Raw genomic sequence first — 16,889 nt, 5'->3', positions numbered from 1 at the left:
TGCTATTTTTGAGTTTGTAAAAGTGAGGTTATATTTTAAATGTACTAATTGTGAGAAAGATATCATTTTTATATTACTGTAATTATTCTCTAAATATATATAATAGAATATCTTTAACGAGTAAAAATTGTTTAAAATTTAATTATCTATAACATCTGTTAATATTAGTGCTTCTAAGATACATAAAGTTTAATGAAAAACTTTCATAACATACAGAATAAACTTCAACAGTTCATTAAAAAATATTATACTAATGAACTTATAAAAGGGCTAATTTTATTTACCTCTTTTGGTTTGTTATACTTTTTCATTACTGCTTTTATCGAATATTTTTTATGGTTACCCATTGCTGCTAGGAGTATTTTATTTTTTTTATTTATTGCTGTAGAATTAGCTTTACTTATAAAGTTTATTATAATTCCTTTAGCTAAATTGTTTGGATTAAAAAAAGGTATTTCTTTAGCAGAAGCTTCTGCTATAATTGGCAGACATTTTCCTGAAGTTGATGATAAACTATTAAACCTTTTACAGTTAAATAATAATAATAATAATCAATCGGAATTGTTAATTGCAAGTATTGAGCAAAAATCATCCAATTTGCAACCCATACCATTTAAAAAGGCAATTAATTTTAAAGGAAATGTAAAGTATTTAAAATATTTATCTATTCCATTAGTAATTTTATTATTTACGGGTCTTACTGGTAATAATTCAATCTTTAACGAAAGTTTTACTAGAGTTGTAAATTACAAAACCGCCTATGAGCCACCAGCCCCTTTTAGCTATATTATTTTAAATGATAAGTTACAATGTATAGAGGGACAATCTTATGAACTGGTTGCTACTACTGTAGGAAATATTGTACCTGATAATGTTACTATTCATTTTAATGGCCAAAGTTATATATTAAAAGAAGAAAATGGTAAATTTATATATCAGTTCAATAATCTAAAGGAAACATTTCAATTTTACCTAGAGGCTAATAATGTTTATTCTAACCCTTATAAATTAGAAATTTTAAAAACACCTAATGTTACTGGATTTGAAATGTTTATCAGTTATCCTAAATATACTGGTAAGCAAGATGAACTTATTAAAAATACCGGTAATGCAATTGTCCCTGAGGGTGCTGTTATAACTTGGAATATTACTACCAAAGATACTGATTCTGTTAAATTTATTACCAATACTAATAAATCCTTTTTAGTTGAAGCAGAGAATAAATTTTCTTTATCAAAACAGGTACGTAACAATTTAAATTATAGAATTACAACCTCGAATAAACAATTGATAGATTACGAAAATATAGAATATAATATTCAGGTTATTAAAGATGAATACCCTAAAATTAAAATTAAGTCTGATATTGATTCGGTCAGTAGAGGTCCAGTACAATTTGTTGGACAACTTAGTGATGATTATGGTATTAATAAACTTCAATTGGTTTATTTCAAAAAAGATGATGATCAAAGTTTACATATATTAGATATAGATATTAATACATCTAGTTTTGAAGAGTTTTATTATATTTTTTCTCCTGAAAATTTAAATATTGATAGAGGGGAGGTTTATAATATGTATTTTCAAGTAGTTGATAATGATGCTATAAATGGTGGTAAAATTTCCAAAAGTAAAATATTTAGTTACTATAATAAAACCAAACAAGAAGTTACAGATGAGTTATTAAAAGAACAACAAACTAATTTAGAAGAACTAAAAATTGTTAATCAAAAAAGTGAAGATTTAAATAAAAAGTTAGATGAATTTTCTGATAAACTACGCAAGAAATCTGATTTAGATTGGAATGATAAAAAAGAATTTAATCAATTTTTAGAGCGTCAAGAAAAATATAAGCAGATGCAGCAAAAGCATACTGAAAAGTTGAAAGAAAATTTAGAAGAGCAAGAAGAAAATAATGAAGATGAATATATTCAAAATAGAAAGGATGAATTAAAAAAGCGTATTGAAGAGGCCCAAGAATTGCAAGAAAAGAATGACTTGTTGGAGCAGTTAAAAAAAATGTCTGATAAATTGAGAAAGGAACAAATGTTGGACAAATTGGATAAATTAACTGAACAGAATAAACAGGAAAAAAAGACCTTGGAAAGATTGTTAGAATTGTCTAAGCGGTTTTTCGTTGAAAAGAAAGCTGTTCAAATTACTAATAAATTAGATTCATTAGTTAATAGACAGAATAAGGAGGCTGAAAAATTGGACAGCAAAGCTACTGATCAAAATAAATTAAACAAGGCCTTTGATGATATCAAAAAGGATTTTGAAGAACTTCGAAAACAAAATTCTAATTTGGCTCAACCTATGAATTTTCCACCAACAAAAAATGAAGAAATTGAAATTGAAAAGCAAATGAAAGGTGCAGAGGACGATTTAAATAACTTAGAGAATAATTCTACTCAAGATTCTAATGCTAATGAAGAAGAACAAAAATCAATCTCTAAAAAGCAAAAATCTGCTGCCCGGAAGCAAAAAGAACTTAAAGATAAAATGAGCGGTTCTTTAGAACAAATGGAAGGAGAAATGTTAAATGAAAATATTGAAGATTTAAAACAAATTTTAAAGAATTTACTTTTATTTTCTTTTGATCAAGAGGCTCTATTAATTGATTTTGGAAATATTGATTCTGAACATGCTGAATTTCCTAAAAAACTTAGAAAACAACATATTCTTAAAGAAAATTTTGAGCATATTGATGATAGTTTGTATACACTTTCCTTACGAATCCCTGAATTGACTTCTAAAATTCAAGAGGATTTGACTGACGCTCATTATAATTTATATAAATCTTTGGAAAATATAGCAGAGAATAGAATTCAATCTGGTCGATCTAATCAGCAATATACTATGACTTCTGCTAACAATCTTGCAGATATGCTTAGTGATTTATTAAATAGTTTACAAAACCCTAGTATGGGTCAAGGTAAAGGAAAAGGAGGCCAGCCACAATTTAGTTTACCAGATATTATTAAAGAACAGGGTAAATTGAAGAAACAAATGCAGCAAGGAATAAAAAATGAATCTGGTAAAGGTGAAGAGCGGATGAGTGGAGAACAATTTCGTATTTATCAAGAACAAAATGCCTTAAAAGAAGCTCTTAATGATTTACTAGATAAAAATGGTAATAAGGGTTCTGAAGGAAAACAAGCATTAAAACAAATGGAAGAGTTAGAAAAGGAATTACTAGATAAAGGTTTTGATAAAACTGTTATGCAAAAAATGAACCTTTTAGAGCATCAACTGTTAAAGTTAGATGATGCTATATTAGATCAAGGTAAAGATGATATGAGAAAGTCAGAAACAAATACCAAATCGTTTGATGTTAAAAGTATTCCTGAGTTAAAACATCGTAAGTTGTTTTTTAATAAGGATGAAATTTTAAACCGTGAACCTTTACCCCTTAAGAATGTTTATAGAAAGAGGGTTCAACTTTATTTTAAAGAAATTTAAATAATGATAAAATATAATTATTTAACTGATTTTTCATTGTCAAATGAAAATGCTATTAGTAAATGGATTTCTGATACTATTACATCAGAAGATTATAAAGAAGATACTATCAGTTATGTATTTTGTAGTGACAATTATCTTTTAGATATTAATGTTAAATATCTAAACCACAATACATTAACTGATATTATCACGTTTGATTATAATGTTGGAAAAATTATTTCTAGTGATATTTTTGTTTCAATTGATCGAGTATTAGAAAATTCGAAAATTTTTGATGTTTCGTTTAATGATGAATTGCATCGGGTTATTATTCATGGTATTCTTCATTTATGTGGGTATAAAGATAAAACTAAAGAAGACAAGGCTATAATGCGTATGAAAGAAGATTATTATTTATCTTTGCGGGTTGATTTTTAGTAAGTAATATATTATTTATTGTAAAGTAGAAAAACTATTTATTTTAATTTTAACTTTTATTTCCTTAATCAGTTATAATGGTTATATGTTCCACGTGAAACAATGAGTATTTTTAAAGATATATATGATGTTATTGTGGTTGGTGGTGGTCATGCTGGTAGTGAAGCTGCAGCGGCTAGTGCTAATATGGGTTGTAAAACGCTTTTAATTACAATGAATTTGCAGAATATTGCTCAGATGAGTTGTAATCCTGCTATGGGTGGTATTGCTAAAGGTCAGATTATTAGAGAAATTGATGCATTAGGAGGTTATAGTGGAATTGTATCAGATAAGTCGGCTATTCAATTTAAAATGCTTAATAAATCTAAGGGCCCTGCAATGTGGAGTCCTAGAGTACAAAGTGATAGAATGCGTTTTGCTGAAGAATGGAGAAATATGTTAGAGCAAACAGATAATTTGGATTTTTTTCAAGATATGGTCAATGGTTTGATTATTGAAAAAGGAAAAATTTGTGGTGTAAAAACAGGGTTAGGATTATCAATTAAATCTAAAGCTGTTATTTTAACTGCTGGAACTTTTTTGAATGGTCTTATTCATATCGGTGATAAAAATTTTGGAGGAGGTAGGGCAGGGGAAAAGGCATCCACTGGTATTACTGAAGATTTGGTAAAGCTAGGGTTTGAATCTGGAAGAATGAAAACAGGTACGCCGCCAAGAGTTGATGGTAGGTCTTTGGATTATTCTAAAATGATTGAACAGCCAGGAGATGTTGTTCCTGAAAAGTTTTCTTATTCTAATCTAACGAAACCTTTAACAAAACAACGTTCATGTTATATGACATATACTAGTGCTGAAGTACATGATTTGTTGCGAACTGGTTTTGATAGATCTCCTATGTTTAATGGTAGAATTAAAAGTATTGGTCCACGCTATTGTCCCTCTATTGAAGATAAAATTGATCGTTTTGCTTCAAAAGATAGACATCAAATGTTTATTGAACCAGAAGGTTGGAATACAGTAGAGGTTTATGTAAATGGTTTTTCTACATCTCTTCCCGAAGATGTTCAAGCATTAGCCTTACGGAAAGTTGCTGGATTTGAAAATGCTAAATTTTTTCGTTTTGGTTACGCTATTGAGTATGATTATTTTCCTCCCACACAATTAAAACATACATTGGAAACTAAATTAGTTGATAATTTATATTTTGCGGGTCAGATTAATGGAACTACAGGATATGAAGAGGCTGCGTCTCAAGGTTTAATGGCGGGTATTAATGCTTCTTTAAAAATTCAAGATAGAGCCCCTTTTATATTAAAGAGAAGTGAAGCTTATATTGGAGTTTTAATTGACGATTTAATTACTAAAGGTACAGAAGAGCCTTATAGAATGTTTACATCTAGAGCCGAGTATCGAACATTATTACGACAAGATAATGCTGATTTACGTTTAACTCCTATGTCATATCAACTTGGGTTAGCTTCTAAAGAAAGGTTTGATAGAGTAATTGAAAAACAAGAAAAAACCGAGTTATTTGTGTCTTTTTTAAAAGAAACTAGTATTACTCCGAAAGATGTTAATCCGATTTTGAAAAGTAAAAATACAGCCGAAGTTAATCAGTCTATGAAAATGTTTAAGTTAGCTTCTAGGCCACAATTAGATTTTAGTGATGTTCAACAATTTCCGAAAGTGAATGAATTTATTTATAATAATAATATCGATAATGAAATTTTAGAGCAAGCTGAAATTCATGTGAAATATGCTGGTTATATTGAAAAAGAAAAGAACAATGCTGATAAATTAAATAGACTTGAGAATATTGTTATACCTACTAACTTCGATTATCATAAGTTGAAATCTTTATCATATGAAGCTAGAGAAAAACTTTCTAAAATCAAACCTACTACTATCTCTCAAGCTAGTAGAATATCTGGCGTAAAACCTAGTGATATTTCTGTATTATTAGTTTATATGGGTAGATAATCTAAGTTTGAAGTTTCAAAAAAGTTTCACGTGAAACAAAATCTATTTATTTAAAAGAAATACCGTAATAACTTTTTTATTTGCTTTTAGTCTAATCCTTCAATTGTTTAGAGTAATATTAGTAAAATTAATAGTGTGTATTTGTAAATTATTTTAAAATAGTTTCTAATTTAATAAACTCTTAAAAGATATTTTTTAATAAAACAGTTTCTGACTGTTAAAACCTATAGAAATTAAGATATGAAACAAATAGATAGATCTCCAATTAAAAATAATAATTTAGAACCTTATATTTCATGTAAAGATTATACAGTTTCTAACAAAATATTTTCAATTTCTATAGATAAAGATTCTGGATTGTTAATTACAAATCCTCAACCAAAGGAGGATGATTTAGGAAAGTATTACGAGAGTGAAGATTATATCTCGCATTCTGATACAAAAAAATCTTTGGTTGATAAATTATATCATTGGGTCAGAAATTTTACGATAAAGAAAAAAGTCAGGTTAATTAATTCTTTCAATTCTGATTATAGATCTATTTTAGATATTGGTGCTGGTACTGGAGATTTTTTAGCTGCTTGCAAAAATGATGGTTGGAGTGTTACTGGAATTGAACCTAGTGAAAAAGCAAAAGAGATTGCTTATTCCAAGTTAGCAGACTCTAAAATTAAAATTTATAACGATATCCAAGATCTAGAACTTAAAAGTTACGATGTAATTACAATGTGGCATGTATTAGAGCATGTACCAAACTTATGTGAATATGTTTCAAAGTTGAAAGAGCTTTTAAGTACTAACGGAACATTAATTATTGCGGTTCCTAATTATAAAAGTTACGACGCAAATGTCTATCAAGAATTTTGGGCTGCTTATGATGTGCCAAGACATTTATGGCATTTTTCTAGAAAATCGATTAGTCAGCTTTTTGAGCAGGAAAATTTGAAAGTAGAAAAAGTATTGCCAATGATGTTCGATTCATTTTATGTTAGTTTACTTTCTGAAAAATATAAAAGAGGAAAATCTAATATGTTAAAGGCATTTTGGATCGGTTTGATATCTAATATTAAGGCAAAAACTACCAAAGAGTATTCTTCTCTAATTTATATTATTAAAAATGTTTAAATATTAATTTTAATGCGTTTTAAGCTCTTTTAACTATGTTAACAACGTAATGGGGGTAAATTTTTTTAAAATGCCTTAAAACGACTTATATAGCTTTGTTTTTTATAAATATCAATTATTAAGAAAATAGATGTCATCAATATTATTTATAATACTATTTTAAGATATTGAGCGAAGTTATTTTTATATATTTGCCGAAGTTTAAAATAATTTAAGAACACAATGAAAAAATTTGTAATTGTACTAATAGTTGCACTGGGGTTATTCTCTTGTCAAAAATCTGTTAAAATCGCCTATATAGATGTTGAGGAAATTATGAAGGAATATAAAGGGACTAAAGATACTGAAGAAGCGATGAAAGTAAAATCTGATAAGTTGAAGTTGGAGTTAGATAGTTTAATTAGTAATTGGCAAAATAAAGCCAAGGCGTATCAAGATAACGCTCCAAAAATGTCTGCTAAAGCTAGAGCAGAAAGAGAGCAGAGCTTAATGCAAGAACAACAACAAATTAATCAACGTCAACAAACTATTCAACAACAAGTTCAGCAAGAAGGTCAAGAAAGTTTAGAAGCCTTATCAAATGAAATTAGTGATTTTGTTAAATCATATGCAAAAGAGAAAGGCTATAATTTTGTTTTAGGAACTTCAGGTACCTCAGGAACAGTCATTTACGGCGATGAAGCTTCTGATGTTACTGATGAAGTTTTAATTCAACTAAATAAATCTTACAAAAGTAAATAGTATTTTAAATTACTGTTAGTCAGTTAATTAAACCCGATTCATATTAGAATCGGGTTTTTTTATGTTAATAAGTTGTTGATAAAAAATACTTAATCAATAAATCTGTCGTTATGAATAAGCTAACACAACTTAAAACTAGTAATGAGAAAATTAACATTATTAACCATTTTATTATGCTTTTTTGTTTCAGTTTTTGCACAAACTGAAGAGGATAAATACTTAATAAAATACTTAGAAACGAACACTACACAACCTGATTATGGAGTAACTTTTTTAAGTGATAATCAGTTTATTTTCAAATCTCCCAATACTGAAAAAGTAAACACGAATAGTGAAAAACTATCAGAATCAAATTTATTTTTAGCTACTGTTGGTGATGAAGGTGATATCATTGAGAAGAAAGAAATTCAAGGATTACCTACAAATAAAATCACAAAGACTGGAGCATCATATAGTCCTGATTTAAAGACCGTATATTTTTCTGCTAAAAAGTATAGAAAAAAGCCACGCCGTAATGATAAAGAACAAATGTTTAAGGCTGATGTTGATGAAAATGGAAATTGGATAAATATTGAAAAATTACCTTTTTCAAATGATCGGTATTCTTTTGGAGAACCTTCTTTAAGTGCAAATGGAAATGAGTTGTATTTTACTTCAGACATGCCTGGAGGTAAAGGGGGAGCAGATATTTATATGGTTTCAATTGATTCGAATGGAGAATTTACCAAACCTATTAATTTAGGGGATAGAATAAATACATCAGGAAATGAAGTAACACCATTTATTACTAAGGATAATAAGTTATATTTTTCATCTGACAACCACCAAGGCGGATTAGGAAATTTAGATGTTTATTATTTAGATTTTAATAATCCTTCTAGTAAACCTATTCATTTAGATGCTCCGATAAATAGTATAAATGACGATTTTGCTTTTATTATAAATGATAATTATAATAGAGGTTATTTCTCTTCTAATAGGTTACAAGGTCGAAATAATCATGATATTTATTCATTTTTAGTTGAACGAGTTAAAGAAGAAGGACCATGTGTTCAATCTATTACTGGTGTAGTAAAAGATAATGGCACAAAAGCAATTATTAAAGATGCTACTATTACCTTGTTTGATGTAGAAAACAATCAACTAGAACAAATTAAAACTGATGATGAAGGTAAATATCAGTTAACTTTAGATTGTAACAAAACATATACGGTTAAAGCAGAGGCTAAAAATTACAATACTGAAGATCATATTGTAAATACTGCAAATTACTTGGGAGCTCCTGTGTTAGAAGCTAACAAATTCTTAATTAAAAAATCAGAAGAAGAAATTAAAAATTCTGATAATCTTATAGCTGAAAGTGATAAAATTATAAATGAAAATGATTTAAGAAAAGAAGATAAGAAAAACCTTGTTAACAACACTACTTCAATTGAAGAAGATGAAGCGACAATCAACCCAATATTCTTTGGTTTTGATAAATCAATAATAACATCAAAAGCTGCTAAAGAACTAGATAAATTGGTGAAAATTTTAAAGAATAATGAACAAATTCATGTGGAACTATCTTCGTATACAGATTCACGAGGAAGTAGTGCTTACAATTTAAAATTATCAGAGCGAAGAGCTCAAGCTTCATTAGAATATCTAGTATCTAAAGGTATAGATAGAAGTAGAATTAAGGCTAAAGGATATGGTGAAAGTAAAATGGTTAATAAATGTATTGATGGTGTAGCTTGTAGCGAAGCGGCTCACGAAAAGAATAGAAGAACTGAGTTTGCTTTTATTAATCCTCAAGCGTCAGTCAATAATTTTGATAACTATTCTATAAAAGAAACGAATGAAATTGCAGAAGTAAAAGAAACTCCTGTAAAAGCAAATAAGGAAGTATCAAGTTACTCTGGAAATACTAACCATTCAGATTCTATAAAGAACGATTTTGAATCTATTAAACAGGAAGAAAATGTTGGTGTTAATAGTGTTGTAACTGAAGTAGCAAAGACAAACAAAAGCACAACTAATATTCCTGTAAAAAGGCAAACAGAAGTGGAAAGTCAGATTGCAAATTCATCAAAAACATCAATAAATACAAATGTAAATAAAGATGTAGTAGAGACTTCAAATCAAAATGAGGAAGACGAAACTTTAAGTGATGAAGCTAAATGGTTAAACAGTCAAATAGAAAAAAGTAATCAACAGTTAAATGAATCTATAAATAATACTTCAACTGAAGTAGAAACAGAAATTAATTTAGTAAGTGAAGATAAAAATAAAGTACAATCACAGATAAATATATTAACTAAATCTGATGTTTTAACAGAAGATAGTGATGAGTTTAAAAAATTAGCAGCAACAGCTAAAGCAGAAGAAAAAGTTGAAGAAAAATTTAATTTTGAAAGAGAAGAGAATCAACAAAAAATAACCAATGTTAATTCAGATCCTAATGAATTATTAGCGAATGTAAAAGCTCAAGGAGCATCTAAACAAGTTGAAAACAGTATACAGGGTTTAGAAGATAATGCAACAGATAAAACCTCTAGCTATGAAATTAAAAAAGCTGTTTTAAGCACTAGTCAAGTCAGTGTAAAAGGCATGCAAAGTAAACGAGGTAAATATATTGAAACGAATAATGCCAAACGAGTAAATGCATTACGAGTAATTTTTAGAGTTCAACCTAATAATCGTGTTGAAACAGGCTATAAAGATGCATATGTTGTAATAAAATCTCCAAGTGGTAAAATAGTAAATGAAAAAGGTGTATTTACTTTAGATAATGGTAACGATCAACCCTATACAGATTTAACAACTATTTACTATAACAATCAAAGTATCAAAGCGGTTATGTTTATTGATAAAATCATTCATAAGTTTAGTAAAGGAATTTATACTGTAAACATATTTATTGATGGTGTTGAAGTCGGTGAAAATATTTTAAATTTATCCTAATAGATAGACTCCAAATACGGTTACAATAAAATATACTGCAATAGTCATTGCACCAGCGTAATCTTTTGCTACTCTTTGCCCAAAGAGTAGCATTAGTAATATTTTCGACGCTAATACAGTTGCTAAAAAACCTAAAAAAGTACTTCCTGTTATATAAATCTGAAAAATTCCCATAATACTCAAAAAACCAACTATTACTTCTCCTATAAGTATAATTAAAAGTAATAAAGGAACACTTCTTCTTAGAAAAGTTTTACCAAAATGTGTTTTTAAAAACGATACATTTCCTTTCCAATCTGTAATTTTATCTATCCCCGATTGTAAAAAAGTAATGGTTATAAAGACCAGAATTAATAATTGAGGTGCAAATTTAATGCCTGTATTATATAGGTTTTCCATAGTTGTTGTTTTTATTCAAAGATAATGAAAAAATTAGAGGCTATTTAGCTGTTTTTTAGAACGAAACCTTGTTCTAAAGTAGAAATAATTGTAAAATTTAATAAACCCCGTTTTATAGGGGTAACATATCCCTTTACTTAGGTATATTATTGTGCAATAATCACCTAAATTTGTGGTTATATAACAACATTCGCTTGCAAAAGTAAAACCATAATCAACTTCCCATCAAAATGAAGACTTTTAATCGTATAATTACTATAGTTTTATTAATAGTAGTAGTGCTATCTTGTAAAAAAAATAGCACTCAATCAGAAACCGATAATCTTTTTAAGTTTAAAGATTATATTTATTACACTACTTCAGGTGTGGTTTCTATCGCAGAACCGATTCAAATAGGATTAGCAAAAGAAGTAGAAGGGTGGGAGGTAGATACTGAAATTACGGAAAGCATCTTTTCAATTTCTCCTGCTGTTGCAGGTAAGTTAACAGCGTTAAATTCACGAACTTTTGTTTTTAAACCAGAAAAATATTTAAAGCCTAACACGGAATATACCATTACAGTAAATTTGTCTAAACTGTACTTGAATGTTCCATCAGAGTTTAAAAATTATACTTTTAAATTTAAAACCATTGAACCTAATTTTGTTATTAATACTAATAATTTGCAATCGTATAGCAAAGAATGGCAGTATATGGAAGGAGTTTTACGCTCAGCTGATGTATTATCATTAGAAACAGTTAAAAAACTCATTACGGTTGCTCAAAACGGCGAATCGATATCGGTAAAATGGTTTCCAGTTTCTCAAAACTCATCTGTTTATCAATTTAAAATAGACAGTATTAAACGTTTAAAAGAAGATTCAGAAATTGAAATAAAATGGTCAGGTAAGGAGTATGGTATTGATAATGTAGGCAAGGCCAAAAGAAATATTCCAGGCATTAGTAATTTTTCCATAGTAAATGTTAATGTAATTCAATCTCCGGAGCAACATTTAGCATTGAATTTTTCAGATCCAATTAAAAAACAACAAAATTTTAAGGGCTTAGTTACCTTAGGTGAAAGTAGCAAATTAAAGTACGTTGTTGATGGTAATGTGCTAAAAGTATATCCAGAAAATCGATTAAAAGGGAATGTACAAGTTAATGTGTTTTCTGGAATTACTAATATTTATGGGTATAAATTTAAAAAACCATTTTCTGAACAAATTGCTTTTGAAGAATTAAAACCAGCTGTTAAATTGATAAGTAATGGTGTAATTCTACCAGATTCAAAAAATTTGCAACTTAATTTTGAAGCGGTAAATTTAAAGGCTGTTGATATTCGCGTTGTTAAAATTTTTGAGAATAATATTTTGCAATTTTTACAAGAAGAGAATCTCAACGGAATTAATAACTATAGTATTAGACGTGTAGGACGTCGTGTAGCAAAAAACACTGTTACTCTAATAAATAGTGATATGGAAAATGATGGAAAATGGAAAACATATGCTGTAGATTTATCAAAAATGATAAAAGTAGATCCTGGAGCTATTTATAGAATTGAATTAAGTTTTACCAAAGAATATGCTTTAAATATTTGTGATGGAAGTGAGTTAGCGACCAATGTTGTTACTGAAGATTATGATAAATATTTTGAGGATGATAACTACAATGACACTAACGTTGATGAAGACGAATTAGAAGATCGTGAAGAACAATATTGGGATAACTTAATTTATAACTATAAAAATTATAGATATTATAATTGGGAGGATAGAGAAAACCCTTGTAAAGAAGCGTATTATTATAATTTAAACAATATTGCTACTACCAATATTATGGCAACTAACATAGGTGTTATTGCAAAAAAAAGTGAAGATAAAACTTACCATTTTGCTGTTACCGACATATTAACAACAAATGCTATTTCTGGAGCTACTATAAAACTATACAATTTTCAACAACAAGAAATAGGTTCTGTTAATACAGATAGTCAAGGTTTTGCTATTTATAAATCAGCTAAAAATGCACATTTTGCTGTTGTTTCTTATTCAGGACAAAAAAGTTATCTTAAACTTAATGATGGCTATTCGCTATCGTTAAGTAAGTTTGATGTTTCTGGTATGAAATTACAAAAAGGCTTAAAAGGCTACATTTATGGTGAACGTGGTGTTTGGAGACCTGGAGATAGTATCCATTTGACTTTTGTTTTAAATGATAAAGTCAATCCTCTTCCTAAAAATCATCCTGTAAAATTAGAAGTTACAGATCCACATGGAAAATTAACACATAAATTCATAAATACTAATGGTAAAAATGGATTTTATAAGTTTACCGTTGTGACAGATGAAACTTCAGCTACTGGAAATTGGAATGCTAAAGTAAGTGTAGGTGGAGCTCATTTTTACAAAACCTTAAAAATAGAAACCGTTAAACCTAACCGTTTAAAAATTGCTATTGATTTTAAAGATGAAATTTTAACATCCGATAAACCCATTGACGGTAAATTATCTGTGAAATGGCTTCATGGTGCAGACGCAAAATATTTGAAAGCTGATGTAAAAGCAAAATTTACGGCAACAACAACTGCTTTTGATAAGTATCCAAATTATGTTTTTTCAGATCCTACTAGAACTTACGTCCCTGAAGAAATAACAATATTTGATGGAAAATTAGATGCGGAAGGAAATGCCAATTTAACTAAAAAGTTAAGTTTTAATAGTAAAACTCCAGGTATGCTTAGAGCTTCATTTTTAACAAGAGCTTTTGAAAATGGTGGTGATTTTTCTATTGATGTTATTTCAAAGAATTTTGCACCTTATGATGCTTTTGTGGGCTTACAATCTCCAGAAGCAAAAGCCTATGGTTCTTATTTTACGGATGAAGACGTTCTATTTGATGTAGTTACAGTTAACAATCAAGGAAATCCAATAGCTAAAAAAGGAATTGAAGTAAAAGTATATAAAATAGAATGGCGTTGGTGGTGGAATTCATCTTATGATGATTTAGCTTCGTATGTTGGCAGTCAGTATCACAACCCCGTTTTTACTAAAGTGATTAATACTTCAGCTAATGGTAAAGGTAGTTTTAAGGTCAATGTGCCTCATGAAGAAGGAGGAAGATATTTAATTCGTGTTTTCGATCCTGAAAGTGGTCACGCAACAGGTAGAACAGCTTATTTTTATAAAGATTGGTGGAAAAGACCTGCTGGTAGTGATGCTTCAGGTGCAACAATGCTTGTATTTTCATCCGATAAAAAAAATTATAATGTAGGAGAAAAGGCGAAAATTACTTTTCCGTCAGGATCAGTAGGAAGAGCTTTGATAAGTATAGAAAATGGAACGGAAGTAATAGACCAACGATGGATTAAAACTCAAAAAGGAGAAACTACAACGGAGATTGACATTACAAAAGAAATGGCTCCAAATGTATTTGTAAACATTTCATTATTGCAACCTCATGCGTCAACTGCAAATGATTTGCCAATTCGTATGTACGGTGTAATTCCGTTGATGATTAAAGATAAAAACACCATTTTAGAACCACAAATTTCAATGCCAAAAGTATTGAAACCAGAAGAGAAATTTACAGTTAAAGTGAGTGAAAAACGAGGTAAACCAATGACGTATACCTTAGCAGTCGTTGATGATGGTTTATTAGATTTAACGCGATTTAAAACGCCAAATGCATGGAATGAATTTTATAAAAAGGAGGCTCTTGGAGTTAAAACTTGGGATATTTTTGATTATGTAATTGGAGCTTATGGAGGAACCATTTCACAAATATTTGCTATTGGTGGTGACGAAAATGCTGGACCAAAAAAACCTAAAAAAGCCAATAGATTTAAACCTGTAGTTACCTATTTAGGACCTTTTACTTTGGATAAAGGAAAAACAGCATCGCACGAAATACAGATGCCTAAATATATAGGTTCGGTAAGAACAATGGTTATTGCCGGAGATAACTCTAAAGAGGCCTACGGAAGTACTAGTGAAACTACTCCAGTGCGTAAACCGTTAATGGTTTTATCTTCATTACCAAGAAAATTGAGTCCTGGTGAAAAAGTAACACTTCCTGTTACCGTTTTTGCTATGGAGAACAAAGTAAAACGAGCAAATATTTCATTAAAATTAAGCAAGGGAATTTCTATTGTAGGCGATAAAACTCAATCAGTTTCATTTGCTAAACCCGATGAAAAAATGGTTTATTTTGAGTTAGACGTTAGTAAAGCTCAAGGAATTGGTACCATTGAAGTATTGGCATCTGGTAATGGCGAAAAATCGTCTTACAAAGTAGAAATTGATGTGGTTAATCCAAATCCGATAAGCTCAAAATCTACACAGGTAATTTTAGAGCCAAATGGATCTCAAACTATAGATTTTACTAGTTTCGGAGTGCCAGGTACAAGTTTTGCTCAAGTAGAGTTTTCTACTTTGCCTCCTATGGACTTTACCAGAAGGTTGCAGTATTTAATTCGTTATCCTCATGGTTGTGTAGAACAGACTACTTCTAGCGGTTTCCCACAATTGTTTTTGACAGATATTTTAGACTTGACCTTAGATAAGAAGCAAGAAATTGATAAAAATATTAAAAAGACGGTTGAGCGATTAGGGAGATATCAAACACCTAGTGGCGGATTAAGTTATTGGATAGGTCAGAATACTGCCAATGATTGGGGAACAAGTTATGCCGGTCATTTTATGTTAGAAGCACAGAAAAAGGGATATGTAATGCCTTTAACCTTTATGAATAATTGGTTAAAATACCAACAAGAAGCTGCTAAAAACTGGAGAGCAAACGCTAGACGTTACAATACAGATTTAGCACAAGCTTACAGGCTATATACCTTAGCATTAGCGGGTCATGCTGATTTGGCTTCAATGAATAGGTTGCGTGAGTATAATCAACTTTCTAACGATGCAAAATGGCGATTGGCAGCAGCTTATGCCATAGCAGGACAAAAAGAAGTGGCTAAAAAAATAGCTCAAACAGCAAATGTTCATTTTGAATCTAAAACCTACGATTATTATACCTACGGTTCAACCAATAGAAATAGAGCTATGGCCATGGAGACCATGTTATTGACTGACAATCCGAAATCACGAGAAATGGCTGAGTATCTTGCCAAAGAATTATCTTCTGATAAATGGCTGAGTACACAAACTACAGCGTATAGCTTATTAGCCATGTCAAAAATGGTAGAAATAGGTGGTGGAAAAGATTTGAATGTTACTTTTAGTACTAACAATAGTAGTGTAGAATCAATTAATACCAAAAAATCTATAGCTCAACGTAAATTGAAGATTATAGATGGCGGAAATAGTCTTAAAGTAACCAACAAAAAAGCAAATACGGTCTATGTTACTGTGTTGAATTCTGGAATCTTGCCTTTAGGTGAAGAAATGGTAGAAAAACGAAATTTGAGTGTTCAGGTAGTATATAAAAATACTGACGGAAAACGTATAGATGTTACAAAATTAGCTCAAGGAACTGATTTTACTGCTACCGTTACAGTCAGTAATTTAAAACATGAATTTGTATCTAATATAGCTTTAACAGAAATTTTCCCTTCAGGGTGGGAAATCATTAATACACGCTTTACAGATTATGGAAATTCTACCACAAGTCAAGCCAATTTTACAGATATTAGAGATGATAGAGTCAATTTCTATTTTGATTTAGACAGACAAAAAACGAAGACCTTTACTGTACAGTTAAATGCTGCTTATTTAGGTAAATATTACTTACCAGGAATTCAAGCAGAGGCTATGTACGACAACGATTATTTTGTGCGAGACAAAGGACAATGGATTCAGGTGGTTAAATAATTGCCTTAC

The 16,889-nt window shown here is 29.6% G+C and carries 8 protein-coding genes; 7 read left to right on the top strand and 1 reads right to left on the bottom strand.

Annotation, left to right across the window (positions count from 1 at the left end):
- The first annotated feature begins 192 nt into the window (after positions 1-192).
- The 6 genes from EGM88_RS09005 (at position 193) to EGM88_RS08980 (ending at position 10,674) form a co-directional block, all read left to right on the top strand.
- Positions 193-3,462: a DUF4175 family protein gene (locus EGM88_RS09005; protein ID WP_123897695.1), complete on the top strand. Its 3,270-nt coding sequence runs from the start codon at positions 193-195 to the stop codon at positions 3,460-3,462.
- Between the two features lie 3 nt (positions 3,463-3,465).
- Positions 3,466-3,882 (top strand): rRNA maturation RNase YbeY, encoded by a 417-nt coding sequence (gene ybeY / locus EGM88_RS09000; RefSeq protein ID WP_123897693.1) that lies wholly within the window; start codon positions 3,466-3,468, stop codon positions 3,880-3,882.
- Between the two features lie 108 nt (positions 3,883-3,990).
- Positions 3,991-5,862, top strand: coding sequence for a tRNA uridine-5-carboxymethylaminomethyl(34) synthesis enzyme MnmG (gene mnmG, locus EGM88_RS08995; RefSeq protein ID WP_123898213.1), 1,872 nt, complete (start codon positions 3,991-3,993; stop codon positions 5,860-5,862).
- 240 nt (positions 5,863-6,102) lie between these two features.
- A complete protein-coding gene (locus tag EGM88_RS08990; protein ID WP_123897692.1) occupies positions 6,103-6,987 on the top strand; it encodes a class I SAM-dependent methyltransferase in 885 nt (294 codons plus the stop codon).
- 222 nt (positions 6,988-7,209) lie between these two features.
- Positions 7,210-7,728, top strand: a complete 519-nt coding sequence (locus tag EGM88_RS08985; RefSeq protein ID WP_123897690.1) for an OmpH family outer membrane protein — start codon at positions 7,210-7,212, stop codon at positions 7,726-7,728.
- Positions 7,729-7,869: 141 nt separating this feature from the next.
- Complete coding sequence (locus EGM88_RS08980) at positions 7,870-10,674, top strand: OmpA family protein (protein WP_123897688.1); 2,805 nt, start codon at positions 7,870-7,872, stop codon at positions 10,672-10,674.
- On the opposite strand, the gene EGM88_RS08975 is transcribed toward EGM88_RS08980, so the two are convergent.
- Positions 10,666-11,073 (bottom strand): DoxX family protein, encoded by a 408-nt coding sequence (locus tag EGM88_RS08975; protein WP_123897686.1) that lies wholly within the window; start codon positions 11,071-11,073, stop codon positions 10,666-10,668. The two genes, EGM88_RS08980 and EGM88_RS08975, sit on opposite strands and share 9 nt — an antisense overlap.
- A gap of 230 nt (positions 11,074-11,303) precedes the next feature.
- Here EGM88_RS08975 and EGM88_RS08970 point away from each other — a divergent pair, with 230 nt between their 5' ends.
- Positions 11,304-16,880 carry an alpha-2-macroglobulin family protein gene (locus EGM88_RS08970; protein ID WP_123897684.1) on the top strand — a complete coding sequence of 1,859 codons (5,577 nt, stop codon included), beginning with the start codon at positions 11,304-11,306 and terminating at the stop codon, positions 16,878-16,880.
- The last annotated feature ends 9 nt before the right edge of the window (positions 16,881-16,889 follow it).

Source organism: Aureibaculum marinum, from assembly GCF_003813905.1.
Lineage (GTDB): Bacteria > Bacteroidota > Bacteroidia > Flavobacteriales > Flavobacteriaceae > Aureibaculum > Aureibaculum marinum.
The sequence above is the reverse complement of the archived record's forward strand: the minus strand, read 5'-3'. Positions and strand labels throughout refer to the sequence as shown.

Excerpts from the sequence above, each read along its gene's own strand:
- EGM88_RS08990 (WP_123897692.1), top strand. The coding sequence starts at position 6,103 with ATGAAACAAATAGATAGATCTCCAATTAAAAATAATAATTTAGAACCT.
- EGM88_RS08970 (WP_123897684.1), top strand. The coding sequence starts at position 11,304 with ATGAAGACTTTTAATCGTATAATTACTATAGTTTTATTAATAGTAGTA.
- EGM88_RS08975 (WP_123897686.1), bottom strand. The coding sequence starts at position 11,073 with ATGGAAAACCTATATAATACAGGCATTAAATTTGCACCTCAATTATTA.
- EGM88_RS08980 (WP_123897688.1), top strand. The coding sequence starts at position 7,870 with ATGAGAAAATTAACATTATTAACCATTTTATTATGCTTTTTTGTTTCA.
- EGM88_RS08985 (WP_123897690.1), top strand. The coding sequence starts at position 7,210 with ATGAAAAAATTTGTAATTGTACTAATAGTTGCACTGGGGTTATTCTCT.
- EGM88_RS09005 (WP_123897695.1), top strand. The coding sequence starts at position 193 with ATGAAAAACTTTCATAACATACAGAATAAACTTCAACAGTTCATTAAA.
- ybeY (WP_123897693.1), top strand. The coding sequence starts at position 3,466 with ATGATAAAATATAATTATTTAACTGATTTTTCATTGTCAAATGAAAAT.